23 protein-coding genes are annotated in these 26,741 nt (G+C 73.5%); 15 read left to right on the top strand and 8 right to left on the bottom strand.

Annotated features, from left to right (window positions below):
• Positions 1-15: 15 nt before the first annotated feature.
• The 5 genes from ACPPVO_RS26380 to ACPPVO_RS26400 form a co-directional block, all read right to left on the bottom strand.
• Positions 16-228: a hypothetical protein gene (locus tag ACPPVO_RS26380; RefSeq protein WP_426513825.1), complete on the bottom strand. Its 213-nt coding sequence runs from the start codon at positions 226-228 to the stop codon at positions 16-18.
• A 30-nt stretch (positions 229-258) separates the two neighbouring features.
• The gene (locus ACPPVO_RS26385) at positions 259-1,071 is read right to left on the bottom strand and encodes a polysaccharide deacetylase family protein (protein WP_426513826.1); all 813 of its coding nucleotides are present in this window, start codon (positions 1,069-1,071) and stop codon (positions 259-261) included.
• 165 nt (positions 1,072-1,236) lie between these two features.
• Positions 1,237-1,986, bottom strand: a complete 750-nt coding sequence (locus ACPPVO_RS26390) for a hypothetical protein (RefSeq protein ID WP_426513827.1) — start codon at positions 1,984-1,986, stop codon at positions 1,237-1,239.
• A gap of 265 nt (positions 1,987-2,251) precedes the next feature.
• Positions 2,252-3,868: an MOSC domain-containing protein gene (locus ACPPVO_RS26395; RefSeq protein ID WP_426513828.1), complete on the bottom strand. Its 1,617-nt coding sequence runs from the start codon at positions 3,866-3,868 to the stop codon at positions 2,252-2,254.
• Positions 3,869-4,025: 157 nt separating this feature from the next.
• Positions 4,026-4,814, bottom strand: coding sequence for an AfsR/SARP family transcriptional regulator (locus ACPPVO_RS26400; protein ID WP_426513829.1), 789 nt, complete (start codon positions 4,812-4,814; stop codon positions 4,026-4,028).
• Between the two features lie 309 nt (positions 4,815-5,123).
• Between ACPPVO_RS26400 and ACPPVO_RS26405 the strand changes: the two genes are divergently transcribed.
• From ACPPVO_RS26405 to ACPPVO_RS26475, 15 genes are all read left to right on the top strand, one after another.
• Positions 5,124-5,948, top strand: coding sequence for a Pvc16 family protein (locus tag ACPPVO_RS26405; RefSeq protein ID WP_426513830.1), 825 nt, complete (start codon positions 5,124-5,126; stop codon positions 5,946-5,948).
• Between the two features lie 48 nt (positions 5,949-5,996).
• Complete coding sequence (locus tag ACPPVO_RS26410) at positions 5,997-7,142, top strand: phage tail sheath family protein (protein ID WP_426513831.1); 1,146 nt, start codon at positions 5,997-5,999, stop codon at positions 7,140-7,142.
• 3 nt (positions 7,143-7,145) lie between these two features.
• On the top strand, positions 7,146-7,592 hold the full coding sequence (locus ACPPVO_RS26415; RefSeq protein ID WP_360385632.1) for a phage tail protein: 447 nt from the start codon (positions 7,146-7,148) through the stop codon (positions 7,590-7,592).
• 2 nt (positions 7,593-7,594) lie between these two features.
• The gene (locus tag ACPPVO_RS26420; RefSeq protein WP_426513832.1) at positions 7,595-7,960 is read left to right on the top strand and encodes a hypothetical protein; all 366 of its coding nucleotides are present in this window, start codon (positions 7,595-7,597) and stop codon (positions 7,958-7,960) included.
• Positions 7,961-8,117: 157 nt separating this feature from the next.
• A complete protein-coding gene (locus tag ACPPVO_RS26425; RefSeq protein WP_426513833.1) occupies positions 8,118-8,930 on the top strand; it encodes an eCIS core domain-containing protein in 813 nt (270 codons plus the stop codon).
• Between the two features lies 1 nt (position 8,931).
• Positions 8,932-9,678: a LysM peptidoglycan-binding domain-containing protein gene (locus tag ACPPVO_RS26430; protein ID WP_426513834.1), complete on the top strand. Its 747-nt coding sequence runs from the start codon at positions 8,932-8,934 to the stop codon at positions 9,676-9,678.
• Positions 9,675-11,309: a phage baseplate assembly protein V gene (locus ACPPVO_RS26435; protein WP_426513835.1), complete on the top strand. Its 1,635-nt coding sequence runs from the start codon at positions 9,675-9,677 to the stop codon at positions 11,307-11,309. Before ACPPVO_RS26430 ends, ACPPVO_RS26435 begins: the two co-directional genes overlap by 4 nt.
• Positions 11,310-11,321: 12 nt before the next feature.
• Positions 11,322-11,666, top strand: a complete 345-nt coding sequence (locus tag ACPPVO_RS26440) for a hypothetical protein (RefSeq protein ID WP_426513836.1) — start codon at positions 11,322-11,324, stop codon at positions 11,664-11,666.
• Positions 11,667-11,678: 12 nt separating this feature from the next.
• Positions 11,679-12,068, top strand: coding sequence for a GPW/gp25 family protein (locus ACPPVO_RS26445; RefSeq protein ID WP_426513837.1), 390 nt, complete (start codon positions 11,679-11,681; stop codon positions 12,066-12,068).
• A complete protein-coding gene (locus ACPPVO_RS26450) occupies positions 12,065-14,269 on the top strand; it encodes a putative baseplate assembly protein (protein ID WP_426513838.1) in 2,205 nt (734 codons plus the stop codon). The genes ACPPVO_RS26445 and ACPPVO_RS26450 overlap by 4 nt, the downstream gene beginning before the upstream one ends.
• Before the next feature lie 13 nt (positions 14,270-14,282).
• Entirely contained in the window at positions 14,283-15,932 is a 1,650-nt protein-coding gene (locus ACPPVO_RS26455) for a phage tail protein (protein WP_426513839.1), read from the top strand.
• Positions 15,933-15,976: 44 nt separating this feature from the next.
• A complete protein-coding gene (locus tag ACPPVO_RS26460) occupies positions 15,977-18,175 on the top strand; it encodes a hypothetical protein (protein WP_426513840.1) in 2,199 nt (732 codons plus the stop codon).
• Entirely contained in the window at positions 18,172-20,331 is a 2,160-nt protein-coding gene (locus ACPPVO_RS26465) for an ATP-binding protein (RefSeq protein WP_426513841.1), read from the top strand. Before ACPPVO_RS26460 ends, ACPPVO_RS26465 begins: the two co-directional genes overlap by 4 nt.
• Entirely contained in the window at positions 20,331-22,823 is a 2,493-nt protein-coding gene (locus tag ACPPVO_RS26470; RefSeq protein ID WP_426513842.1) for a hypothetical protein, read from the top strand. Before ACPPVO_RS26465 ends, ACPPVO_RS26470 begins: the two co-directional genes overlap by 1 nt.
• Positions 22,820-24,043, top strand: a complete 1,224-nt coding sequence (locus ACPPVO_RS26475; RefSeq protein WP_426513843.1) for a hypothetical protein — start codon at positions 22,820-22,822, stop codon at positions 24,041-24,043. The genes ACPPVO_RS26470 and ACPPVO_RS26475 overlap by 4 nt, the downstream gene beginning before the upstream one ends.
• A gap of 78 nt (positions 24,044-24,121) precedes the next feature.
• Here the strand turns inward: ACPPVO_RS26475 and ACPPVO_RS26480 are convergent, their stop codons facing one another.
• The 3 genes from ACPPVO_RS26480 to ACPPVO_RS26490 are packed head-to-tail and all read right to left on the bottom strand — an operon-like array spanning position 24,122 to position 26,662.
• Complete coding sequence (locus ACPPVO_RS26480; RefSeq protein ID WP_426513844.1) at positions 24,122-24,991, bottom strand: alpha/beta fold hydrolase; 870 nt, start codon at positions 24,989-24,991, stop codon at positions 24,122-24,124.
• Positions 24,992-25,016: 25 nt separating this feature from the next.
• Entirely contained in the window at positions 25,017-26,162 is a 1,146-nt protein-coding gene (locus ACPPVO_RS26485; RefSeq protein WP_426513845.1) for a hypothetical protein, read from the bottom strand.
• Entirely contained in the window at positions 26,159-26,662 is a 504-nt protein-coding gene (locus ACPPVO_RS26490; RefSeq protein WP_426513846.1) for a SigE family RNA polymerase sigma factor, read from the bottom strand. The genes ACPPVO_RS26485 and ACPPVO_RS26490 overlap by 4 nt, the downstream gene beginning before the upstream one ends.
• Between the last annotated feature and the right edge of the window lie 79 nt (positions 26,663-26,741).

Below are 26,741 nucleotides of genomic sequence, written 5' to 3' on the forward strand. Positions count from 1 at the left end.
GCGAAGCGCGGGCCGTCACACATCATGGCCGTCCATAGTCGACAGTAGAGGGTTATCCCTACCGAGCGCGCCCATGAGCGCGCCGACGGAGATGGCGCGCAGTTCGCTCCGGGCGACGGTACCGTCGGCCAGCCAGTCGACCACGAGGGCACGCACGAACACCAGCCAGGCGGTGAGCACCGCCGCGAGCACGTCGCGCTCGCGGCCGGCAAGGCGCTGCCGCAGCACGGCTCGTCCTGCCGCCGCTGTACCTGTGGCTCACAGTCCCGCAGCGGGGAGGCCTTCGAGGGTGAAGCGCTCCTGGAGCCAGGGCAGCAGATGCTGGTACACCGTGATGGTGTTCGGTTGTCCGTTGTCGTGCGACAGCACGATCGAGCCCGGGCGCGTGTTGTGCTGGATGTCGCCGATCACGCGGCTGATGTGCGCCGACGCGCCCGAGTCGTGGGTGTGCTCCCAGTCCCGCGGGTCGACGTCCCAGTAGATCGAGTCCATGCCCAGCGCGCGCGCCTTCGCCACGAGGGCGGGCGTGAAGTTGCCGCCGGGCGCGCGGAAGTACCGGATCGGCGCGTCGGCCCCCACCGCGGCGTGGATCATGTCGTTGGTGTGCTTCAGGTCCCAGTCGATGTAGGCGTCGTCGCGGTGGGCCAGGTTCAGCAGGTGCTGCCAGGAGTGGTTGCACAGGGTGTGGCCGTCGGCGTAGATCTGCCGCACGAGGTCCGGGCGGTCCCGGACGCGGAAGCCGACCATGCAGAACGTGGCGTGGATGTGACGCTCCCGCAGCAGGGCGAGCAGCGCCGGGGTGTTGATCGGGTCCGGGCCGTCGTCGAAGGTCAGCGCGACCGCCGGGGTGCCCGTCATCAGGAACGAGCCGGCCGGGCCGGTGCCGGTGTGGAAGACCGGCGGCGCCGACGGGCTGGCCGAGGGCGTGGGGCTGGCCGAAGGCGGCGCGGCGGCCACCGGGACGGCCGACGCCGCCGGCGGCGCCGGGCTCGCGGCCCGGTTGACGTGCTCGCTGTCGCGGGCGGTCGTGCCCAGCAGGAGCACTGCCGCGGCGATCAATACTCCGGCCACCGGCCCCTTGGTCCCCAGACGCACATTTACCAGACGTCGCACGGGTGCGCTTGGGTTGCGTCGACGATCCCACTTTGATCGGGCGCGCCGCGGCCGATAGGTGGCCTTGCCCATGTCCCTGATCCTGCTCTCCCCGGCCGAGCCGGCCCACCCCGGACGCCGCCGTCAGCGCCCATCGCTGAACTCCAGCGCCCACTCCTGCAGCACGACGTGCCGGAACTGGTACACCGAGCCCTGCCGGCGCAGGAGCCCCTTCCGGTAGGCGACGCGGAGGAACCGCAGCAGCCGGAACGGGAACCGGCCGCGGGCGCCGAGCAGCAGCAGCGTCGTGAGGTACCAGCCCGACGACGTGTTGGCCAGCGCGGTCGCGACCCCGAAGCAGAGGCCGAGGCCCGTTCCGGTCGCGGTCGTGACCAGAAGGCCGTCGACCGCCCCGCCGGCCAGCCATCCGACCCCCGCCCCGAGCAGCGTGCCGGCGCCGACCGCCAACAGCATGCCGGCCATGGGATCGTACCGCCGCCGCAGCGTCACCCCGCCGAGCGCGCCGAACACGCCGCCGGCCCACGCGCCGCAGACCGGAGCGGCGAACCCGCCCGCCAGCGCCCGCAGGTGGTCGGGGCCGGACCGGGCCGACCGGTACTGCTCGCTGATGCGGCGGACGATCCAGTCGTCGAGCGACTCCACCGACGGCTCCCAGCCGGCCAGCGAGAGCAGCACCGGCAGCCGGGCGGACTGGCGCAGCAGCTTCTCCATCAGCAGCAGCAGCGCGGTGCTCTTGCCCGACCCCGGCGGCCCGAGGATCACCAGCTGCCCGTTGGGCGCCGCCAGCTGGACGCGGGCCACCTGGTCGACGTCATTGCGGTAGAGGTCGGGCGCAAGGCGGGCGCGTGCTGGCCGGGCCGCGGGCTCAGGCATCGCGTCGAGGTCGACGACCCAATCGATGCTGATCGGCTCCTGGTGCCGCAGGCGCCGGCGCGGTACCCCGATGCCGGCACGTTGCCGGTCGCGTCCAGCTCGTCGGGGGCGCCGGCCGCCGGGACCGCCTGGTCCAGCCATACCCCGAGCCGGACCTCCGTCGCGAAATCCTCGACCACGCTGCCGCACGCTACCGTTCGCGCACCAGTGATCGACTCCACCGGCGCAACCGAAAGCGCGGCCGAAAGCCTGATCCATTCCGCGTCTACATGTCGAGCACCACGTCGGTGGTGGGGCGGGAGCAGCAGATCAGCACCGAGCCGGCGGCCGGGGGCTCCAGCGGGGCCGGGGCGTAGGTGATCGAGCCCGACAGCAGGGGCGTCTCGCACGTGTGGCAGACGCCGGTGCGGCAGCTCCAGCGCGTCGGCACGTCGCACGCGTCGGCGAGGTCCAGGATGCTCTGCGCCGGCGGTACCGCGGCCGAAATCCCGCTCCGGGCGAACGTCACCCGGGGTCCGTCGCCCGGCTCGCCCGGCGGCGGGTGCGGGGCGCGGGCGGGGCGGTCGGCCAGGCCCGGGTTGAGGCTGGGGCGGGCGGTGAACAGCTCGGTGCGGATGCGGTCCGCGGGCAGGCCCGCGCTCGTCAGGGCGGTGTGCATGTCGGCCATGAACGCGTCCGGGCCGCACACGTAGGCCGTCGCGGTCGCGGGTACCGCCAGGGCGGTCAGGCGCTCGGCGTTCAGGCGGCCGCCGGTGGCGCTGTAGAAGACGTGCTCGCTCGCGTCGGGCAGGGTGGCGAGCAGGGCCGTGACCTCGGCGGCGAGCGGGTGCTCGCGCGGGCTGCGGGCGGCGTGGATCCAGCGGACCGGCCGCGGGCTCGGGCCGGACGCCAGGTGGTGCAGCATCGCCAGGACCGGGGTGAGGCCGATGCCGGCCGAGATCAGCAGCACCGGGTCCGGGCCGTCCTCGAGGACGAAGTCGCCGCGGGGGGCGGCGACGTCCAGGGTCGTGCCGGGGCGCAGCTCGTTTGTCAGGTACCGGCTCGCCGCCCCGTGCGGTTCGCGCTTCACCGTGATGCGGTACGCGTCGTCCGAGATCGAGTAGCTGCGGACCGCGCCGCTCGGGAGGCGCACGGTGAGGTACTGGCCGGGGAGGGCCGCCGTTCGGGGTGGGCCCGCGAGGTGGATCGACGTCACCGTCGCGTTCTCGGGGATCACGCGGGTGACGCGCAGCGGCCGGAAGCCGTCCCACGCCACCGTGGCGGCGGTCTTCGGGCTGAGCATGTCGCGGAACGAGCCCTGCCAGCCGGGGCTCAGCGCGGGGACGCCGGCGGCCAGGCGCACCCGGTCGAGGTCGCGGTTCGGCAGGTACAGCAGCGCGTCGGTCTCGGCCACCGTGATCGGGCCCCGGGCGGTCCGCTCGATGGCGTCGCCGGCCTGCACGTGGCCCTCGCGGATGACGCGCATGTAGAAGCCGGGGCGGTGGTGCGCGACGAGCAGCGCGGCCATCTCGGGCACGCCGAGGCGCATCCCGACGCGGTAGCAGGTGACGCGGGGCTGGGTGACCTCGAACTCGGCGTCGCCGATGCGGTACCGGTCGCCGATGCACACCTCGTCGTCGGGCAGCCCGTCGACGGTGAAGTTCTCACCGAACTGCCCGAAGTCGTCACCCAGGCCCAGATGCTGCTGCCAGTACCGGTAGGAGTCGAGCTGGTACACCAGCACGGCCCGCTGCTCGCCGCCGTGCCCCGCTGTGTCGCCCTGGCCGTCGCCGTCCAGGTTGAGCCGGCGCGCCCGGACCGGGCCGTCGACCGGGTGCTTCCAGACGCCGGTGAACACCGTGCGCCCCTGCCACGCCACGTCCTTGGGTTGCCCGACGTTCACGGACCGTAGCAGACCGTTACCTGTCATTGCGCCCGAGTGAGCACACGATCGGTGGTCCTGCCTGGCGGTGGGACGGTCACCCCGACACCTTCCCAGCCCGCGAGCCCGGGCGGTACCACCCCCGCGGGTGAGCCCACGGCCGCGCACGCGGCGCGGCTCAGGGAGCCGACGACGTCACCACCTGTGCCTGGTCGTGGCCGGCCGGGTCGAGCTCGCCCCGGAGCAGCGCCCGGTGGACGGCCCGCAACTGCGGGCCCGGGTCGATGCCCAGCTCGTCGGCCAGCCGGTCGCGGATCGCCGTGTAGTGCTCCAGCGCCTCGGCCTTGCGCCCGCCCGCGGCGAGCAGCTTCATGAGCACGCCGGCCAGCGACTCGTCGAGCGGGAACTCGGCCACCAGGTCGGTGACCACGCCCCGTGCGTCGCCGGGATCGCCGGCCGCGAGCTCGGTCTCGGCCCAGGCGACGACGGCGGACACCCACTCGTGCCGCCACGACCGGCGGACCCGCTCCACCCATGAGCCGTCGAGGCCGATCAGCGGGTCGCCGCGCCACAGCCCGACAGCCTCGCGCAGTGCGGCGCCCCGCGGCGCCGCGGCGACCATGGCCCGCGCCTGGCCGACCAGCCGCCGGAACCGGTGCAGGTCGACCCGCTCCGGGTCGATGTCCAGCCGGTACCCCCCGCCGGCATTGACGACCCGCACCGGACCGCCGGCCCCGGCCGGCATCCGCTCCAGCGCCCGGCGCGCCCGCGCGATGTAGGAGTGCACGGTCCGGCGCACGTTCGGCGGCGGCTCGGGTCCCCAGACCCGGTCGACCAGCGCGTCGAGGGACACGGTCCGTCCGGCGTCGACCGCCAGCGCGGCAAGCACCAGGCGCTGGCGCGGCGAGCCGGCGGCCAGCCACCCCGACTCCGCGCGGATCTCGACCGGCCCGAGCAACCGCAGCATCGCACGACCTCCCCCTGGCAGAATGCGAATCTGTCGGCCAGGATGCTTGCGGGCCGGACGGTCTGTCGACCGTTCTGCCGTCTTCCCGTCGGTGCAATGCCATCGCTTGTGCCAGGGAACCGGCGCCGGGCTGCGAAAAGGTTCTGTCCACAGTGGAGTCGGGGACATTCCGGGACAGGCATCGGCACGGGATGGAACATCGGGTCGCGTCCGGGGCCATCCACATTCCCGCAGCAATTTCGTCCACAACCGGGTTGCAGCCTGGTGAGCGGGGACGAAATCCCGCTGGGCCGGAATGGGGTGATGGAAATGTTCAATGATCTCGACGCCACCCTCAGGGCGGTGCTCGGCGATCCGGCCGCCCCGGCTGACGTGCGCGATGCCGACGTCAGCTTCGAAACGCCTGACAAGGACTTCCGGCCGCCCCGCCCGACCGTCAGCCTGTTCCTCTACGAGGTGCAGGAGAACCGCACCCTGCGGGACCCCGCGCCGTTCGTCGAGAGGGTCGGCGACGGTGCCGTGCGGCGGACTCCGCCACTGCGCATGAACTGCACGTACCTGATCACGACCTGGTCCCCGAAGGCCGGCGCGCTGCGGGCGCAGGAGGAGCACCGGCTGCTCGGGTCCGCGCTGCTGTGGCTGAACCGGTTCCCTCTGATCGGCGGCGGCTTCCTGCGGGGCGGCCTCGCGGACCCGCCGCAGCCGTACCCGCTGCCGTCGATGGCGGCCCAGCTCAACGAGGACCGCAGCGACGGGCAGTTCTGGAGCGCGTTGGGGATCGCGCCGCGACCTACCTTCTCGCTCACGGTCACGATCGCCATGCAGCCCATCGACGACGCCGGGGAACTGCCGCTCGTACAGGCGGTCCGGGTGGAGCCGGCCTCCCTGACCGATGCGGTCCTGTTCGGCCGGGTCGTCGACGCGGGCCTGGCCCCGGTCGGCGGGGCGACCGTCTCGCTGGCCGGCCGCGGGCTCAGCCAGAACGTCGGGCCGGACGGCCGGTTCGGCTTCCCCGGCCTGGCGTTCGGCCCGTACGACCTGGTCGTGGCGCGGGCCGGCCACCCCGACGTCCACACGGCGATCACGTATGCGGCCGACAGTCAGCTGCACAACGTGATCCTGACCGACACCTGATTCCCGCGATGACTACCAATCCGATGACCCGAACCGAAGGGACGGTCGATGGTCGACTATGAGAGCAAGGCGCCGGGCGTCTACATCGAGGAGATCACCCCGGCGGGCCCGATCGCCGGAGCCGGCACGAGCACTCCGGCGTTGATCGGCACGGTGGTCGCGGCGGTGAGCAACGATGCGCTCGGTGTGCCGGTCGCGATCACCAACTGGACGCAGTACACCACCGTGTTCGGCGGATTCGACAACACGCTGAGCCTGCCGTTCGCGGTCCGCGGCTTCTTCGACAACGGCGGCAGCTTCTGCTACGTCGTGCCGATCAAGGATTCGACCGGCCTGCCGGCGGCGCTCGACCGGCTCACCCGGCAGCCCGACGTGAGCCTGGTCGCCGTGCCCGGCCTGGTCGATCCGGCCCTGCAGGCCACGGTCATCACGCACTGCGAGACGATGGGCGACCGCTTCGCGATCCTCGACGGCGCGCTCGACCAGCTGCCGCTCAAGAACGACGGCCCGTTGCAGAAGCAGCGGGCGGGCCTGCTGTCCAAGAACGGCTTCGCCGGGCTGTACTGGCCGTGGATCGTCATCCGGGACCCGGCGGCCGCGGCCGGCTCGACCGCCACGCTCGCCAAGCCGCCGTCGGGGCACATCGCCGGCGTGTTCGCCCGCAGCGACGGGCAGCGGGGCGTGCACAAAGCTCCGGCCAACGAACCGCTGCGCGGCGCGCTCGACCTCACGTACAAGCTCAACGACACCGAGCAGGGCGCACTCAACCACGGCGGGATCAACGCGCTGCGGATGTTTCCCGGCCGGCCGCCGCTCGTCTGGGGCGCCCGGACGCTGACCGACGGTACGCCGTGGCGGTACGTCAATGTGCGCCGGCTCTTCTCGTACGTCGAGGACTCCATCCAGTCGGGCGTGCGCTGGGCGGTCTTCGAGCCGAACAACCTTGCGCTGTGGAAGGGGCTGGAGCGCTCGATCACCGAGTTCCTCACGCGGGTCTGGCAGTCCGGAGCGCTGTTCGGCCGGACCCCGGGCGAGGCGTTCTACGTCAAGATCGACGACGAGCTCAACCCCGCGCCGACCCGGGCCCTGGGCCAGGTCATCGTCGAAATCGGATTGGCGCCGGTCCGCCCGGCCGAGTACGTCATCGCGCGCATCGGCATCTGGGACGGCGGCGCGCGGGTGGAGGAGGGCTAGGAGATGCCACAGACCGGACAGCTCATCGATCCGTACCGGAACTTCAACTTCCTCGTGGAGCTCAACGAAAGCGGCATCGCGCAAGCCAGCTTCACGGACTGCAGCGGGCTCGGCTCGACGACCGAGATCATCGAGACCCGGGAGGGCGGCGACAACACGACCGTCCGCAAGCTTCCCGGCAAGACCACGTACACCGACATCACGCTGAAGTGGGGCCTCACCAGCTCCACCGAGCTGTGGGACTGGCGCCAGCAGATCGTCGACGGCATCGTCGCACGCAAGAACGGCTCGATCGTCGTGTTCGACCTGACCAACCACACCGAGGTCGTGCGCTGGAACTTCGTGCGCGCCTGGCCGACGCGGTGGGAGGGCCCGACGTTCAGCGGCAAGGGCAACGACATCGCCATCGACACGCTCGTCCTGGCGCACGAGGGTCTGACGAGGGCCTGACGATGCTGGTCACCGATTTTGCGTTCGAGCTGCCCAAGGGCTACATCGACGGCGCCGGCAACCTGCATCGCGCGGGGACGATGCGGCTCGCCACGGCGGCCGACGAGATCTATCCGCTCAAGGACCCGCGCGTGCAGGGCTGGCCGGCGTACCTCATCGTCGTCCTGCTCTCGCGGGTCGTGACGAAGCTCGGCGGGGTGGCCGAGATCAACCCGGGTGTCATCGAGGGGCTGTTCTCCGAGGACCTGACGTACCTGCAGGAGCTCTACAACCGGATCAACGGCCTGGCCCCGCGGGTGATGTCGGTGCGCTGCCCGCAGTGCGACGAGCGGCACGAGGTGGAGGTGCCGATCTTGGGGGAATCGTAGGCTATCCCACGGACCGGGTCTACCGGGAGATAGCGCTGCTGGGACGGTACGTCCCCTGGACCCTCGGCGAACTGCTCGAGCTCGACCACACCGAGCGGCTGCGCTGGCTGCGCGAGGTCACCAGCGTGGTTGAGGAGCAGGAAGCGGCGGGCGTACGGTGAGCGCCCGAACCGAGCCCGACACGCTGGGACGGCGGCTCGACGGCCTCGGCCGCCGGATCGCCGGCCGCCACGATCTCGCCTTCCCGTGGGCGGAGCCTCTCGGCGTGCTGCTCGACCACCTCGGGCAGCTGCCGTCGCCGGCCGGCCCCCGGTTTCACCGCCGGGAGACGACGCCCGAACGCCCGGCCGTCCCACCCACGAAGACCGGGCGGGCGCTGCCGGCCGACGTGACCGCCCGCCTGCGACCGCTCGTCGGCGACACCGCCGGGGCCGTCCGGGTCCACGACGACGACGCGGCCGATGCCCGGGCCCGCGCCCACCGGGCCGACGCGGTGAGCGTCGGCAACGACGTGTACTTCCGGGCCGGGAAGCTCCGGCCGCGGGAGCCGCGCGGCTTCGCGCTGCTCGTGCACGAGGCGACCCACGTCGTCGAGCGGATGCGGCCGGGTGCCGCGTGGCGGCGGGCGACCACCGGCGGGGCGGGCGAGGAGGAGCGGCTCGCGCTGGCGCGGGAGGAGCGAGCCCTGGCGCCGGACGTGCCGCGGGCGCCGATGCCCGGTCCACTCCCGACGGCCCACGGTGGACATGCGGAACCCGCGGCGCAACCGGTCGCGGCACACGCCCTCGGCCCGGCGCCCGACCCGGTCGCCGCGCCGGCCGGGTACGCCGTGTCCCGCCCGATGACCGCGTCGGCCGATCGCACGCTGCCGTCCTCGGGCGGCGCGGCGCTGGACCTGGAGGCGTTGAAGGCGGGGCTGCTGCGAGACCTGATCGGGCAGTTGCGCGACGAGTTCGAGCGAGGAGGTTGAGATGACCCAGCCGCGGTTCGCGGCCGCGCCTGTGCCAGCCGGCAACGGACTGGCCAAGGCGCTGCTCGTCAACACCACCACCGGCGCCGGCCTACCGGTGATGTACAACCCGGAGGAGCTGGTGCTCGACCAGGGCAACGCGTTCGCCGAGATCCCGGTGCCCGGGCTCAACGCGTCGCCGGTGCAGTACATCCGGGGCCGGGCGCGCACGCTGAGCATGGACCTGTTCTTCGACTCGTACGAGACCGGCGAGGACGTGCGGGCGCACACCGCGCCCATCGTCGCCCTGCTCGATGTCGCGCCGCAGACCCAGGCGCCGCCGGTGCTGCTGTTCTCCATGGGCCGGCTGCAGTTCCAGTGCGTCCTGGTCGAGGCGGCCCAGCGGTTCACCATGTTCCTGCGCGACGGTACGCCGGTCCGCTCGACGCTGTCGGTCAAGCTGCACGAGTTCGTGCGGATCGACCTGCGCACCGAGCAGGGCGTGTTCTTCGGCTCGCCCGTGCTGTCCGGCGCCGTCAACGCGGCCGGTACGGCCGCCGGCATCACCACCCACACCATCCACGTGGTGAGCGGCGGCGACACGCTCAGCGGCCTGGCCGCCGCGCTCCTCGGCGACCCGGCCCGGTGGCGGGAGATCGCACAGGCCAACAACCTCGACGACCCGTTCGCACTGCGGACCGGCCAGCCGCTGGTCATTCCGGCGCCGGCCGGCGCCGGCCCGGTGTCCCCCGGGCGGGGCCAGCCATGACCGAACCGTTCTTCGCGCCGCGCTTCGCCGTCCGGATCGCCGGCCTCACCCTGGCCGCCGACATCGCCGCCCAGGTGACTCGGCTGGCCGTCACGACCGACCTCGACGTCGCCGGGAGCTTCGCGCTCGTCCTGCGCAACCCGGACAACGCCGTGCTCGACTCGGCGCTGTTCGACTTCGGCAAGGAGATCGAGATCCACATCGGGTACGGCACGGCGCTGGAACCGGCGCTGCTCGGCGAGATCACGGCGATCGAGCCGTCGTTCCCGCCGGACGGGCCGCCGACCGTGGTCATCAAGGGGGCCGACCGCTCGCACCGCATGCGCCGCCGGCAGCCGGCGCCCACGAGCTTCGCCGACACCTCCGACAGCCTCATCGCGGCGGAGCTCGCGCTCGCCAACGGGCTGGTCCCGGTGGTCGACCCGACGCCGGCGTTCGCCGGCCGGGTGTCCAAGACCGGATCCGACTTCGCGTTCCTCAAGCAGCGTGCCAAGCGGCATTTCTTCGACGTGTACGTCGAGTGGGACCGCCTGCACTTCCAGTTCCCCCGGCCGCAGACGTCAGCCCGCGTCCTGGAGTGGGGGCGCAACCTGTCCGCGTTCGCACCGCGCGTCTCCGCCGGCGTGCTGGCCGGACTGCAGGTCGTGCGCGGGTACAACCAGGAACTGGCGCAGACGATGGTCGGCATCGCGCTCGCCGGGGACGTCGACCGGAACAACCTGCTGGAGAAGCTCGGCTCGTCGGCGGCCGACCTGCTGGCGTCGCTGACCCGCCAGGCGCTGCTCGGCGACGACGCCGACAACCCTTTCTCGGCCACCGAGCTGGCCCGGGCCCTGCTCGCCGAGGTGCTCGACGGCCTGTACGAGGGCACCGGCACCTGCATCGGCCTGCCCGGCCTCAGGGCCGGCGAGTACGTGACGATCGAGGGCGTCGGCAAACGGTTCAGCGGCACGTACCGGGCCCGCAAGGTCAGCCACGTCATCGACGAGAAGGGCTTCTGGACCTCGTTCGACATCGCGCGCAACGCGCACACGGGCCTGCTGCCCCTGCTGCGCCGGACGCTGTTGCACGAGCCGTCGCCGGCGGCGGCCGAGCCGTACCTCGGCGTCATCGTGGCGACCGTCGAGGACAACGACGAGCTCGCCGCCGGTCAGACCCCGCTCGGCCGCGTGAAGGTGAGCTATCCCGGCCTGTCCGACGACGTGGTGAGCAACTGGGCGCCGTGCGCGCGACCGATGGCCGGCGACACCGCCGGCTTCTACGCGCTGCCGGAGAAGGGCGAGCAGGTGCTTGTCGCGTTCGCCAAGGGCGACCTGAACCGCCCGTACGTGCTGGGCAGCCTGTGGACCGCCCAGGCGCCGCCACCGGTGCGCAACGACGGCCACAACGACCTCAGGGTGATCATCAGCCGGTCCGGGCACTCGATCGTGCTGGACGACACCGACGGGGCCGGCCAGGTCGTCGTCAGCGACGCCGGCGGCAGCACGATCACGCTGGACTCGAAGAGCGGCTCGGTCACCATCAGGGCGGCCCAGAACCTCACCATCGCGGCGGGCGGTCAGATCAGCCTCGAGGCGGCCGGCGGCGCCACCAAGCTCGTCATGACCAGCGACCACGTCGACATCAGCTAGGAGCGTGCCCTCATGGGAAGTGTCCTCACGACCGCCAGCACCGTGACGTGTGTCCACGACGGGGCCGTGACGTTCACCGGTCAGACGAAGCTGCGGTTCGCGACGAACCCGGTGCTGGTGCGGATCGACCCGCTGCTGACGAACACCGCCATCGGCTGCAAGAACAGCGGAACCGGCATCACGCCGTGCAAGAACGTCACCGGCATCACCGGCGGGGTCGCGGTCAAGCTGCGCGCCGGTGCCGGCCCGGTCCTGCTCGACGGCTTGGCCGGCACGACCAACGGGGTGGTCGCGGGAGTCTTCCAGCTGCTGAGAACGCCGGCGACGGCCGACCAGACGAAGCTGACCGCACAGTGACGAGGGAGAACGATGAACGCTGAGTTCTACGGGCGGGGCATGACGTACCCGTTGCAAGTGGGGATCGCCGGCATCGGTGAGTCGGCCGGCGAGGAGAAGGTCGAGCAGTCGATCCGCGTCATCCTGGGCACCCAGTTCGGGGAACGGGTCATGCGGCCGCGCTTCGGCTGCAACCTGCGCAGCCTCGTGTTCGCCCCGAACGACGTCGCCACGGCCAACCTGGCCCGCTACTACGTGCAGGAAGGCCTCGCCGGTTCGGAGCCGCGCGTCGACGTCGTCGGCGTCGACGTCGACAACGACCCCCGGCGCGGCGCCCTGATCATCACGGTCACCTACCGGCTGCGCGCGACCCAGGACGTGCGCAACCTGGTGTACCCCTTCTACCTCGAGCGGGGGCGGTGACAGTGGCCGACGACCGCGGCCGGATCGTCCCGCCGAACCTCGACGACCGCAGCTGGCAGGACCTGGTCGACGAGATGCGCGCGCTCATTCCCCGGTACGCTCCACAGTGGACCGATCACAACCCGAGCGACCTCGGGGTGGCGCTCATCGAGCTGTTCGCCTGGCTCGCCGAGGGCGTCGTCTTCCGGCTGAACCGGGTGCCCGAGAAGAACTTCCTCGCGTTTCTCAACCTGCTCGGCGTGACCCGGGACCCGGTCGCGCCGGCCGGCACCTTCCTGACCTTCGCGGCCGGCGCCAAGTCGACCGTGCCGGCCGGCACCCGGGCCCAGACCGTACCGCCGACCGGCGGCGCCGGCGCCGTGCCGCCGATCGTCTTCGAGACCGACGACGACGTCACGGTACTTCCGGTCGCGCTGACCGACGCGCTCGTCGTCGGACCCTTCGCGACAAACGCGGCGAGCAGCACCTACGCGGCGGTGAAGGACCTGGTCGGACCGCCGGCCGCGACGTACCCGCTGAACCTGCCGGCCAACCAGGTCTCCCAGGTCTGCTTCGGCTTCGACAAGGCCAGCGCCGAGGAGGTGCTCCTGCGCCTGCGGCTGTACCGCCCGGCGCCCGGGCCGGGCCAGGTCACCGCCGCGTGGGTGTACTCCAAGGGCACGACCGAACCCCTCGCGTGGCCGGCGGTCCCGACGGTGTCCGACTCGACCGAAGCGCTGACGCACGACGGCAGCGTCCGGCTGATGCTGCCCGGGGACTGGGCCGCCCAGCAGCCGAGCGTCGCCGCAATGAACCCGCCCGGCACCGGCTGGAGCACCGTCACCGCGTCCGACCCGAACGCCACGGTGACGCGGCCCCGGTTCTGGATCGGCGTGCGCGTGGCCAACACCACGGGGGTACCGCTGACCATCGGCGTCGACCGGACCCTGTTCAACGCCGCGCCGGCGCACCACGCGCTGTCGATCCGGGCCGCCGAGGCGCTCGGCGGCGGCACCGGCCAGCCGTTCCAGGTCGTGCCGCTGGCGAACCGGCCGCTGTACCGGCAGCCGGGCACCGCGCCGTACGCCCACCTCGCCGTGCAGGTCGGCACCGGCAACCCGGCGGTGTTCCAGACCTGGACGCAGGTCGCGGACCTGCCGGCCGGTCCGGGCCAGGTGTACAAGGTCGATCCGGTCACCGCCGAGGTGAGCTTCGGCAACTTCGACGATCAGACCGGCCTGGGCCACGGTTCCATGCCACCGGCCGGTAGCCAGATCCGCGCGCTGACCTACCGGTACGTCGTCGGCGGCGCGGCCGGCAACGTGGCCGCCGACCGGCTCACGGTCCTCGGGCCGACTCCCCAGGGCGGCCTGCCGGCCGGCATCACCGCGGTGACGAATCTCGCCCCGGCCCGCGACGGGGCCGACGAGGAGCCGGTCGACGACGCGCTGCGCCGGGCGCCGCAGCAACTGAAGATCCGGGACCGCGCGATCACCGCCGCCGACTACGAGTTCCTGGCCGCCGAGGCGACCAACGACGTCGTCATCGCGCGGGCGCTGCCGCCGCGGCTGCAGGACGCCGACGCGCCGGGCGGCACGGCGTGGAAGAAGGGCGACCCGTGGCAGTTCGCCGGCATCCAGCGCGCGCCGGGTGTGGTCAACGTCGTCGTCGTGCCCGACCAGGGCCTGGCCGTCGCCCAGCCGCAGCCGACGCCCGACCTCGTGCGCACCGTGCAGGCCCACCTCGACCAGCGCCGCGACCTCACCGGGCGGGTGGTGGTCACGGGACCCCGGTACCTGCCCGTCATCGTGCAGGTCGACCTGATCGTCTGGCAGCGGGCCATCGACGCCGGCGCCGACCGGAACCAGATCAAGGCCGACACACTGGGGCGCATCAAGCGGTTCCTGCACCCGACCCGCGGCGGCGCGGACGGGACCGGCTGGCAGGTCGAGCAGCCGGTGTTCGTCTCCGACCTGTTCTCGGCGATCATGCCGAACGAGGACATCGGCTTCATCTCCGGCCTGCAGGTCAAGGCCGACATCCCGGTGTACCACTTCCCGCCGCTGAATCCGGCCGGTACCGCGGGCAACTACAACGCGGGCCTGGAGCGGCCCTTCCCGCTCTCGCCGCTGGGCGCCACGGTCCGCATCGCCGACTACGAGCTGGTCTGCGCCGCGGCCGACAACCTGCACGTGATCACGACGACGGTTCCGGCCAGCTGAGCGGGGTGGGCGAGTGAGCGAGAAGAGCAGCTACCTGCAACACCTGCCGCCGGTACTGTGGCAGGGCGAGCCCGATCTGCCGGAGTTCTCGCTCGGGGCGTTCCTGCGCATCTTCGAGAAGATCCTCACCGGCATCGACGACGGAGTCACCGTCACGCACGACGGGCACACGCACGACGCGATCGGCACCGTGATCTCCGGGCTGTCCGACCTCGTCGACCCGTGGCGCACGCCGCCGGAGTTCCTGCCGTGGCTGGCTTCCTGGGTCGGGCTGGAGTTCCCGACGCTGTCCGGGCAGCCCCTGTGGGACGCGTACCAGCAGCGCAAGGCGACCGCGGACATCGCCGGGATCGACCGGCTGCGCGGGCTGCGCAACGGGCTGAACCGGTACCTGGACCTGTTCTCCATCGGCCCGGCCCGGCCTCGCGTCGCGGTCGACGACGGGCGGCGGCTGCTGATCGCCGCGCCGGCGCCGGGCACGCTCGCCCCGATCTCGGCGTTCGTCAGCCAGGGGCCGGTCGTGTCGGGCACCACCATCCTGGCCGAGGGGCTCGTGCGGCCCTGGGCGGTCACGCCGGCCCCGGGCGGCGGCGTGTTCGTCGCCGACATCGGCGTGCCGACGTCGGTGCCGATCCCGCTGAAGAACCGCATCTGGCGCCTCGACGCGGCGGGGCACCACGACGTGTCCGGCACCCCGCCGCTGCCGGTACCGCTGGCGCCGGGCACGCTGCCGCTCAACCGGGTCACGGCGCTGGCCGTGCGGCCCGCGCTGGGCTCGCTGCCGGAGACCCTGTACATCCAGGACCGTTCGGGTCAGCTGTACGGGCTGCCGTCGCCCTATCTCGGCGCCTCGGCAAGCGTCCTGACCAACCTGGTCGTGGGCGCCAGCACGTTCTGGCCGGTCGCCATGGCCATCGACACCAACGGCGACGTGCTGGTGCTCGACCGCGGCGACGGGCCGGGCACCGCCAACCCGCCGAAGGTCATCGCGGTACGGCCGGGGACCAGCCCGGTGCAGGTGACCCGCAAGAACCTCGCCACGGTGCTCGAACCGCTCGCGCTGCTCGTGCGGCCCGACGGCCGGCTGGTCGTCGGCGACGGCGGCGTCCAGCAGTCCACCGGCGTCCCCGTCCCGGCCGGCAACCTGGTGCTGGTCGACCGCAGCGCGGCCACCTGGACCGAGACGCCGCTGCTGCCGGCGGCCAACCCCCTCGTCGCGCCGACCGGCCTGGTCCTGGCCGGCACCAGGCTGTACGTGCTCGACAACGGCCTCAAGCCGTTCGCGCCGCCGACCATCGACCCGTTCGTGCTCGCCGCGGCCGAACCGGCCCGGGTCTACGTCGTCGACCTCGCGGCCTCGCCGCCCACCGTGACCGCGGCGACAGAGCCCGGGCAGCTGGTGTACCCGACCGGCCTGTGCGCCCTCGGCGACCGGCTGGTCATCGCCGACCCCGGACAGCCCGAGGTCACCGCGCTCGTGTCGGTGCTCTCGCGCGTCCTGCCGTACCGCTTCGACGTCGTCGTGCACTTCACCGACTCGCGGCTGCCCGCCGACCCGGCCGCGCGCGGCGTCATGCAGCGCCGGGTCGCCGGCAACATCCGCGGCATCGTCGAGCAGCAGAAGCCCGCCCACGCGCTGTGGAACCTCGTCACAGAGATCTGAGCCGTTCCATCCGATACGCCCACCAACCATTTGAGGAGGCCGCGGTGACCAGCTTGCCGCTCCAACGTACCGAGTACATCAACCTCAGCCTGGGCGGGCCGCGCGGTGGGGCCACCGCCCATGCCGAGAGCCTGGTGGACGCCGAGTCCTATCTGGTGCCGCACGACCGGATGCTCGGCGCCGACCTGTTCACCTTCGGTGTCGCCGACGGCCTCGCCGTCACCGCCACGACCGGCCAGACGACCCTGCAGATCGGCACCGGCGTCGCCCTGGACGGCAACGGCAACCTCATCGCGCTGGCGGCCAACGGCTGGGCCGTCACCGACCCGAGCGTCGACCCGACGCAGGTCGTGAACATCCCGATCGTGCCGGTCGTCGACACCGGCGTCCCGCTGGCCACGACCCCCGCGACCGGCGAGTGCTACTTGACCATCACCTTCCGCGAGGTGCTCGACCCGGCCGCGACGCCGACCCAGCAGAACCTGTTCCACGCGCCGTGGCTGCGGCTCATCCCGGTCGCCGACCTCGGCGCCAACGGCGACCAGGTGGTGCTCGCCCGGGTGAGCCTCGACGGCCAGTCGCAGATCACCGCGGTGACCGCCGAGAACCGGCGCCCCACGGGCCTGCCGGCGGGCCGGGTCGAGCTGCGCCGTGCGCGGGTCGCGACCGGCGGGCAGACGGCCGTCGGGCAGGTCCCGGCGGCCGACATCACCGCCGCGGGCGACGGCAGCCTGAGCGTCACGATGCGGCCCGACGGCGGCGCTGCCCATCAGCTCCTCAAGGCCGACACCACCGGCAATACGCTCGCGCTGCAGCCGGGCGGCGGCAGCGTCGGGGTCGGGCTGCAGGGCCAGCCGCCCCAGCGCACCGTGCACGTCGAGGGCAACGAGGTGCACTCCGGCGGCAACCACGGCGGATTCTCCTTCGCCGACCGGACCGTCGGCAGCTTCGACGAGACCGGCGGCATCGGCGGCCGGTGGATCTGGTACGCGCAGGACGGCGTCGCCCGCCTGTGGTCCGGCTCGGACCAGGTCACGGTCGCGACCCGCTCGTCCGCGCCGAACGCGGGCGCCGGGCCGCGCGTCGGCATCGGCGCGCCGACGGCCACCCACGCCCTGCACGTCGGCGTCACCTCCGGCATCCGCCAGAACGCCCAGTACCTCAGCGGCACGCTCGGCTGGAGCAGCCTGTCCTACAACGCGTTCCACAACGACGCGAACAGCGCCTGGGTGTTCCCGGTGCCCACCCGGCCCGCGGTCACCCTGGAGATGGACGACGTCGCCGGCGTGGGGCGCTTCCAGGTGTTCAGCACCACCAAGGCCGCGCCGCAGAGCTTCGTGCTGCGTTTCGCCGTAGACGGCGAGACCGGCGACGTCCTGGTCCCCGGCAAGCTCACGTCCGGCTCGCTCGTCACCGGTGCGGTCACCAGCGCCGCGCTGACGAGCACCACCGCCGCCAAGGTTACCGCGTTCAACGTCACGGCCGCGGACTCCCACGCCATCTGCGCGACGAACAACAGCACCACCTCGACGATCACCGCGGTCAACGACATCAACGGCGGCCTCGGCTCGGCCATCTCGACGATCGGCGACGTCAACGTCCTCGGGTTCGGCTCGTTCAGCCGGGACGTGGACGTGACCGGCACGCTGAGCGCCGGGGCCAAGCGGTTCACCATCGACCACCCGCTCGACCCGGCCAACCGGCTGCTCAACCACACCAGCGTCGAGTCCGACGAGCGGGCGGTGCAGTACAACGGCAACGTCACGCTGGCCAAGGACGGCACCGCGACGGTCCGGCTGCCCGAGTGGATGGACGCCCTCGCCACCGACTTCCGCTACCAGCTCACCTGCATCGGAGGCCACGCGAACGTCTACATCGCCGAGGAGGTGCGCGACAACGCGTTCCGCATCGCCGGCGGCACGGCCGGGCTCAAGGTGTCGTGGCAGCTGACCGGCGTCCGGCAGGACGCCTTCGCCCGCGCCAACGACTTCGTCGTCGAGGAGGACAAGCCCGAGGACGAGAGGGGCTTCTACGTCCACCCGGAGGCCTACGGCCGGCAGATGGACGCCAGCGTGCACTGGCCGCGCAACGCCGAGCTGATCAAGCGCAACCCGGCGCTGGCCAAGCGGTCCGTGCGCACGTTCGCGGCCGCCGAGGCCGGTCGCGTCGAGACGCAGAACGCGCGCCGGCAGACCGAGGCCGACCGCGCGGCGGCCGCCGCACCGGACGGCCCGGCGTCGTGACCGATGACGGCGTCCGGCCCTACCGCGACAACGCTGAGCACCTCACCGACGAGCTGCGCAGGCTCGACGCGAGGATCGCCCGGCGGCTGGCCCGCACGGCCGAGCGGCACGAGGCGATCTCGCCCGACCAGGTGGCCCGGGCGGTGTACATCACCCGGGCCGAGGTCGACTGGCTGCTCGCGGGCGGCTCCGGCGGTGTGCCGCCGGAGCCCGCCGATCCGGCCGCCGACCTTTCGGCCGAGATCGGCCACCGGGTGCTGGCCAGCGAGCGGGTCGGGGTGACGCTCGGCCTGCCCGCGCTGGGCCGCCACTTCGGGCTGTCGCCGATGGAGCTGGACGCCGTCGTCATCTGCCTGGCGCCGGAGCTGCGGCGGGCGTACGACCGGTTGTACGCCTACCTTCAGGACGACATCACCCGCCAGCGGCCGAGCGTCGACCTCGTGCTCGACCTGCTGTGCGCGGACGAGCGTGAGCGCTGGGCCGCCCGGCCGGTGTTCGCGCCGGACGCGCCGCTGCTGCGCTCGGGCCTGGTGCACACCTGGGACGACCCGCAGAGCCCGTCCGGGTCGTCGGGGCTGGCCCGGATGCTGAGCCTCGACCCGCAGGTGACCCGGTTCCTGCTCGGGTCGCCGGGGCTCGACGGGCGGACGGCCGGGTACGCCCGGCTGGACCGGCCCGGCGAACCGGTCCCGGGGACCGAGGTCGACCCGGCCCTCACCGAGCGGGTCGCCCGGCTGGCGGGGACGCATCGCCCGGGCGGCCCGGCGACGGTGCTGCAGCTGATGGGCGCCGATGCCGGCGACGTCGACGACCTGGCCCACCGGGTCAGTGCCCGGCTGGGCCGGGCGCTGCTCAGCCTCGACGTGCCGGCCGTTCCGCCGGCCGCCGACCCGGGCGCACTCGTGGCGCTGGTGCTGCGCGACGGGCGCCTCTTCGGCGCGGCGGTCCACCTGGCCGGCATCGACGCGCTGAGCGGGGAGGAGCAGCGGCCGGTCGCCGCCGCGCTGGCCGCGGCCGTGGACCAGCACGGCGGGCTGGTGTTCCTGTCCGGTGCGCACGACTGGCCCGAGGGCCGCCGGCTGCTGGGCGGCCGGGTCCAGGTGGTCGCGGTGCCGGCCCCCGATCCGGCGCGCAGCGCGGCGATCTGGCGGGAGGAGCTCGCCGCGCACACGCCCCGGGCCGACGCGTGGGCCACCGAGCTGGCCGGCCGCTACCGGCTGCCGGCCGGCCGCATCCCGGCCGCCGTCGACCTGGCCGTGCGGTCCCGCACCGGCCCGCTCGGCCTGCCCGGCCTGTTCGCGGCCTGCCGCGGACAGAGCGCGCCGACGCTCGGGAACCTGGCGGTGCGGGTGACGGTCCGGGCGCGCTGGGACGACCTCGTCCTGCCGGGCGGCAGCGTCGCGCAGCTGCACGAGATCAGCGACCAGTTCCGCCACCAGGCCCGGGTGTGGCAGGCGTGGGGCTTCGGCGGCCGCTCGGCCCGGGGCCGGGGACTGAGCGCGCTGTTCAACGGCCCGCCGGGCACCGGCAAGACGATGGCCGCCGAGGTGCTCGCCGGCGACCTGGGCCTGGACCTGTACCACATCGACCTGTCCGGCGTGGTGAGCAAGTACATCGGCGAGACCGAGAAGAACCTTTCGCGCGTGTTCGCCGAGGCCCGCTCCAGCAACGCGATCCTGTTCTTCGACGAGGCCGATGCGCTGTTCGGCAAGCGCACCGAGGTGTCCGACGCGCACGACCGCTACGCCAACATCGAGACCAGCTACCTGCTGCAGAAGATGGAGGAGTACGACGGCGTGGTCCTGCTCGCCACCAACCTCGCCCGGCATCTCGACGAGGCGTTCACCCGGCGCATCCGCTTCCACGTCGAGTTCCCGTTCCCCGACGCGGACCACCGGGAACGCATCTGGCGCGCGCTCGTGCCGGCCGCGGCGCCGGTGTCGTCCACTGTGGACTACGCGGTGCTTGCCGAGTGGTTCCCGGTCGCGGGCGGCAACATCCGCAACATCGCCGTGAGCGCCGCATTCCTCGCCGCGGCCGACGGCGGCGTCATCACCGAGGCGCACATTCTGCGCAGCGGCCGCCGCGAGTACGACAAGATGGGCAAGCTCTGGTCCCCGCCGGGCGAGCCCGCGCAGCAACGCGGGAGGGACTGATGGGTGAGCAGACCCACGAGGAGCCGCGCGGCCGACGGGCCGCGCCGGCGCTGCGGGCACCGGCCCCGAAGCACGACCGCAAGCGGGCCGCGGGCTCGCGTGTGCCGCCGCTGCACCGGGCGGCCGGCAACGCTGCCGTCGCCGACCGGTCCGCGGCGCCGCCGCCGGCCCCGCTCGCCTTCGCGTCGGATGCACCGCAGCCCAAGTCGTACACCGTCGATCTCTTCATCGACGGCAAGGTCCGCAGCTATCCGAACCTTTCGGCCGAGCAGGCGCGGGAGCGGCTGCTGTTCTACTGGCGGCAGTGCCACCACGACCTCGACCTGTTCCGGAAGCTGCACAACGACCACATCGTCGAGCGGCGGGAGCACCGCACCGCGGGGTTCTGGTCGGAGACCTTCGGCGGCGCCGTGCTGCCGGACCTCGACATGTGGAACAAGATCGGCAGCGGGACGCTCTCCGCGGCGATCCAGGCGCTGAGCACCGACGACGACGTCCTGCGGCGGGAGTGGGAGCAGAACGAGGCGGCCTCCGACCGCGGCCTGTCCGACGACGTTCGCAACCTCCCGCTGATGCGCGCGGCGCTCGCCTTCGACCCCGACCAGATGCGCATCGAGAAGTCCGCCCGGCTGCTGGAGCGTGCCTCCGTCGAGCTGCAGAACAGCTGGAACCTCATTGCGACCTACGAGGACGGCGTCCAGCGCGGGGCCGGTCGGGCCATCACCGGGATCAAGGTGTCGATCGCCGTGCTGTCCGCGGCCGCCTCCGGCGGTGGCGTCGCCTTCGCCGGCCGGGGCGCGGGACTGCTCGCCAAGAGCGCCGCGTCCGCGCTGACCGCCGGTGGCCTCGGGGTCGCGACCGAGACGTTCACGCAGATCGGCGAGCTGCGCATCGGTGCGCGGACCGAGTTCGACGTCGCCCGCATCGCCAAGCGCGGGGTGACCGACACGGTCACCGGCTTCGTCTCCGCCGTCGCCGGCGGCGCCTTCGGCAAGGCGCTCAAGGGTGCCGTGGGCCGCTGGCTCGCGAAGATGTCGAAGACCGAGATGGCCGCGCTCGGGCTGACCGGGGACGAGCTGCTGGGCCGGGCCATGGCGACGGTGCTGGACTGGTCCGCCGGCGTCGGCGCCACTCCGCTGAGCACCGCGACGGCGGTCGCGCTCAAGCGGGCGCTCGATGGGCAGTGGCAGGTGCACAACTTCGACGAGTTCGCCTCCCAGGTCTTCGACGACATGCTGTCCAACGCCGTGATGTCGGCCGCGATGATCTCCACCGAGCACGCCCTGGCGGCCGCCGCGCCCGCCGGGGGCGGGGGAGCGGGCGGCGGCTCGTCGTCCGGCGGCGGTTCGTCCGGTGGTGGCTCGTCCGGCGGTGGTTCCTCCGGCGGTACCTCCGGCCGGGGGTCGTCCGGCGGCGGCTCCTCTTCGGTGAGTCCGCGCACGGTGGAGCCGAACACGGCGCTCGCGGGCACGCGGCCCGAGTCGCGGACGGTTCCCCACGACGGCCGCACGCAGCCCGAGTCCCGGACCGTCCGGCCCAGCGGCAGCACGCCGGCCGAGTCGCTGACGGTCCAGCCGCGTGGCAGCACGGCGTCGGCTCCCGGCCCGGAAACCCTGTCACCGCTGCCCGATTCGGCGCCCGGCCCGCAACCGGCCCGGGCGACGGCGGCCCCGGGCGACCAGCGCCTGCGCACGTCGCCGGAGCTGTTCCTGCGCCACCCGGACGCCCGTGCGGCCACGCTGTCGAGGCCGGCGACGGAGGAGCTGCACGGCTTCACCGAGGAACGGAGAATCAGCCGGCAGGGCGGCGACCGCAACGAGGGTGTGAACCGCAAACACCTGCTCAAGGATCCGTCCGGGAAGCGCTGGCTGTTCAAGCCGGCCAGCGGCGAGGAGACGGGTCTGCGCGGCGAGAGCCTGGGCGTCTTTTCCGGGGAGCGCTACCGCCGGGCCCCCGCCGCCGCCCTCATCGCCAAGCGCCTCGGCATCGACACCCCCGACGTGCGACTGGTCACCTGGAACGGCGAACGCGGCTCGCTGCAGGAGTGGCGTGCCGACTACGAGCCCGGCCGGGAGGTGCGAGCGACCGACCCGGCCGGGTTCGACGAGTTCTGGAACTCGCAGGACCGCCTGGACCTCGACGCGATGGACTACGTCTCCGCCCAGCAGGACCGGCACAGCGGCAACTTCATGCTCAAGCGGCGGGCCGCCGGCGGCTATGACATGCTGGCCATCGATCAGGACTCCTCACTGCCGCCAACGGCGGAGCGGGTCAACGCGAACCGGCGACCGAACCCGGACGAGCACCAGCCGCGACCGTTGCCGAGCACGCTGAGCCGGGAGATGAGCGCACGGATGCGGCAGCTGCAGCGCAACTGGCCCGAGGGCGAGCTGCGGCAGTGGCTGACCGTCAGGGAAGTGGCCGGCGCGAAGGCGCGCCTCGACGAGATCGTCACCAGGCTCCAAAACGGCTCGATCAGGGAGGCGCCGTGACGATTGTCGCCGAGATACGCCGGCTCGACGATTCCTTTGACGTCGTGCCGCTGGCCCGCCTGCTGGTCCGTCCCGACGGCGGGATCGACGTCCTCGAGCTGCACCCGAATGGCGGGGCGATCGCCCGTGACCTGCTGGACGAGTCGCTGCAGGACCCGTTCGGCCATACCGTCTCCAACGCCGACGGCGCCGATTTCGTGCGCACCCTCCGATGGGCCCGCTCGACCGATCGGCTCTGGGTGACCCCGCTGGTCGAGCTGCCCGGCGAGCAGGCCGGCGACCCCCGTACCGAGCTGCCGATGCCACCGGTGCCACACGTCGCCGCCACCGTCCCCTACCCGGAGCAGCCGCCGCCCGAGCTCGCCGGATTCGACGTCGTCGAGCTCCGCCGGCCCGGCACCGACGACTATCTGCGCCGCGAGGTGGTGGCCCGCCTGGTCCAGGACCCCACCGGCGCGGTCCGCGTCGAGGGTCCCGACCCGGCCCGCGTCCTGCGGATCGACGCGCTTTACGCCCGGGCCGGGCGGCCACCGCTCGACCGGCTCGGCGAGGTACCGCTGCCAACAGGAACCCACGCGGTGCCGCGGCCGTTCGAGCGGCCCGGCGACCAGGCCTGGCGCGACGGGCTGGTCGGCACCCGCAAGGTCGCCGACGCGGCCGGCGACCGGACCGCGGTCACGCGGCTCGACCGCGAGTTCGCCGCCCTGCTGCCGCGCGTCTGGCTGTCCCGGTGCCCGTTCACGGGCGAGGTGCTCCGCCTCGCGCTCGACGGCTGGGGCTTCGACGGCCCCTACTGGGACCCGGTGCACCCGCTGCGACCGGTCGACGAGGTGCCCGCCACGTTCGTCGGCCTGGCCGGCGCGGTCGTCGACCCGGCCGCCGCCGAACATCCGGAGATCACGCCCGAAACCCTCGGACCCGGCCGGCCACCGGTGTACGCCGAGCTGCTCGGCGACCCCGACACCCGGGCCGTGCTGGCGGCCGTGCGGGTCGCCGGGCTGCGCTGCGACGTCGTCGCCTACTTCAGCCGGCGCCGACCGGCCGGACCGGCACCCTTCCGGGAGTGGGGGACCCGGGCCGCGGGGCGGGTCGCCGGCCTGACGCCCGCGACCGACCTCGAACCCCTGCTGCGCGGCGGCCGGCTGCGCTGGATCGAGCCCTTCGACGGTGGCGTAACGCTGCGGGAGGGCCCGGAAGGCTGCCCCTGGCTGCCGTCCTGACCGGCCTGCCGCACCCGACCGGCCGGCCGGCTGCCGGGGGCCGCGCGCCACGCGGCCCCCGGGCTCGGCGGCATCTGCTCACCAGCCGGCGGCGGCGAGGAGGTCGTCGACTATGCCGTCGGCGTGCTGGACCAGAGAGAGGTGGCCCGCCTCCGGGTCGAGGTGCGCGCGGGCGCCCGGGATGTGCGCCGCGAGCCAGGCGCCGTGCCCGGGCGGCACCATGAGGTCCTGGCCGCCCTGCCACACGCAGACCGGCACGGTGATGGCCCAGGGTTCGAAGCCCCAGGGGCGCACGAACGCGAGGTCGTCGTCGCGCCAGCCCGCGGTACCGGTGGAGACGGCCGTCCGGAAGCCCAGCGCGACGGCGTCGGCGAAGTCGCCGGTGAGCTCGGCCGCGTCGACCGGGGGCAGCAGCCCGCCGAGCGCCGCGGCGATCTCGGCCCCGGTCACCCGGGCAAGCCCGGCCGCCTGGTGGTCGAGGACCTCGGTGAGCGCCTCCGGTCCGGCGATCGCCGCGCCGAACTCGACGATGTTCTCCGGGCCCATGCCCTCGGTCCAGTCGAGGCCGCCCGCGTCGTGGGGGGCCACGCCGGCCAGGGTCGCGGCCGCGGCGCACCGGTCCGGCAGCAGCGCCGCGCAGGCCAGGGCGTGCGGGCCGCCGCCGGACCAGCCGAGGGTGACGAACCGGTCGTACCCGAGGTGGTCGAGGACCTCGGCCACGTCCCCGGCGACGTCGGCGACGCGCCGGCCCGGGCGCGGGGTGGAGCCCGCGTAGCCGGGCCGGCCGAAGACCAGCGTGCGCAGGCCGCGCTCGGCGGCGGGACCGGTCAGCGACGGTACGTCCCGGGGGCCGGACGGCGTGCCGAGGTGCAGCACGAACGGCCGCCCGTCCTCCGGTCCGAACGCGAGAACCTCGAGCGCCCGTCCGTCGGCCAATGCGATGCGCATGCCCGCCACGGTACCGCCGCAGCGCTCACCGGCACGCCCAGCGGTACGTCGCCGTCCAGCCGCGGTCGTCGGAGGCGGGACCGACCAGCACGCCGCCCGCGCTCGCCCCGGTGACCAGCCAGCGGGTGAAGCCGGCCGGGACGGGCAGCTCGGTGGCCCCGGCCTCCGTCCACAGCGTGGCGGTCCGGACGTCCTGCAGCACCACGGTGCCGTCGGCCAGCAGGCCGCCCGAGGCCACGGTGCGCGGCCCGCCCGCAAGCGCCCGGACCTCGCCGGTGCGCAGGTTCCACCGGGCCCACGTCAGCGGGGGCCGGGCGGCCGGCCGGCCGTTCGGAAGGGTCGTCGCGTTGGCGGCGTAGTCGACGGGGCCGGCCGCCCAGTCCCCGGCGATGTCGCTGGCGATCCCGCCGGGCCTGCCCTCCGGGGTGGGCAGGGGCGCGCCGGTGCCGTCGGGCTGCCACAGGTACGGCTGCGGGCTCTTGCCCACGCTGCCCACGATCCGCCCGTCCGCGGCGACGCCGAACGCGCTGGACTGGCCGCCGGCCGGGGCGGCCAGCACCTGCGGCTGGTCCCAGCGGCCGTGCCGCCACACGACGGCGCGGAAGGTGTTGTCCGGCATGCGGACATCGCCGACGACGTCGCCGTTCTCGCCCACCGCGTGCGCCCCGGCGTTCAGGGCGCCCGGCGGCCGGCCGAGCTCGACGGCGGTCCCGCCGTCTATGACGTACCCGTCCTCGTCGGCGTCGTTCTCGACGTTGCCGACGACCGTCCCGCCGCCGTTGACGCCGGACACGACCAGCCTCGGCACGGCGGTGAGCGTGCGGACCCCGCCGGGCCCAGCGAGCAGTACCGTGCCGTCGAGGGAGTCCGGGGTGGCGGCGATGTACCGGCCCGACGGGTCGATCGTCGCGCTCACGGTCGGGCCCAGCTGCGGCAGCTGCTCCGGTACGCAGGCGGGCGACGGCCCCACCGGGGCGGGCTTCGGCCCGGGACGCGGCTCGGCCAGGGCGACGGCACCGGCGACGACCGCCAAAGCGAGACCGGCCGCGACCGCGGTCAGGCCCCGCCGGCGGCGCACCCGGACCCGCCCGCGGGCGATGACCGCCCGCTCGTCGAGGCGGCTGTCCGGGACCGGTTCACCGGTCAGGATCGCGAAGGGGTTCTCGCTCATGCCAGGCTCCTCGTCGTCGTGTCCAGCCGGCGGCGCAGGGCGTCGAGGCCCTTGGCGGTGTGCGCCTTGACGGTGCCCTCGGCCACCCCCAGCAGCGCCGCGACCTCCAGCACCGGCAGGTCGCACAGGAACCGCAGCACGAGCACGGTCCGCTGCCGCTCGGGCAGCTGCCGCAGCGCGGCGCGCAGCAGCATCCGCTCCTCGACGTCGGGGTCGGTGGCCGCGACCGGCACGTCGGGCGGCGACTCCCACAGGTGGACCCGCGCCAGCCAGCGCCGGCGGTCGCGCAGGCACTCGCGCACGACCATCGTGTGGGCGTACCCGTCCAGGTTCGTGACGTCGTGCATGCGGTTCCACCGCTGGTAGAGCACGGTCAGCACGTCCTGAACGGCGTCGTCGGCGCGGTCGCGGTCGCCGAGCAGGTGGTACGCGACGCGGTGCAGCCGTTGCTTGCGGCTGCTGACGTACTGCAGAAACTCGTCTTCCCTGTCCGGGCGCACGCGGTGGGTTTCCCTTCCCTGGGCCGATCCACCCTCTTCGAGTCGAACGCCCCGGGAAAGGTTTACCCCGGTCTCCATG

The organism is Dactylosporangium sp. McL0621, from assembly GCF_049995355.1.
Taxonomy (GTDB): Bacteria; Actinomycetota; Actinomycetes; order Mycobacteriales; family Micromonosporaceae; genus Dactylosporangium.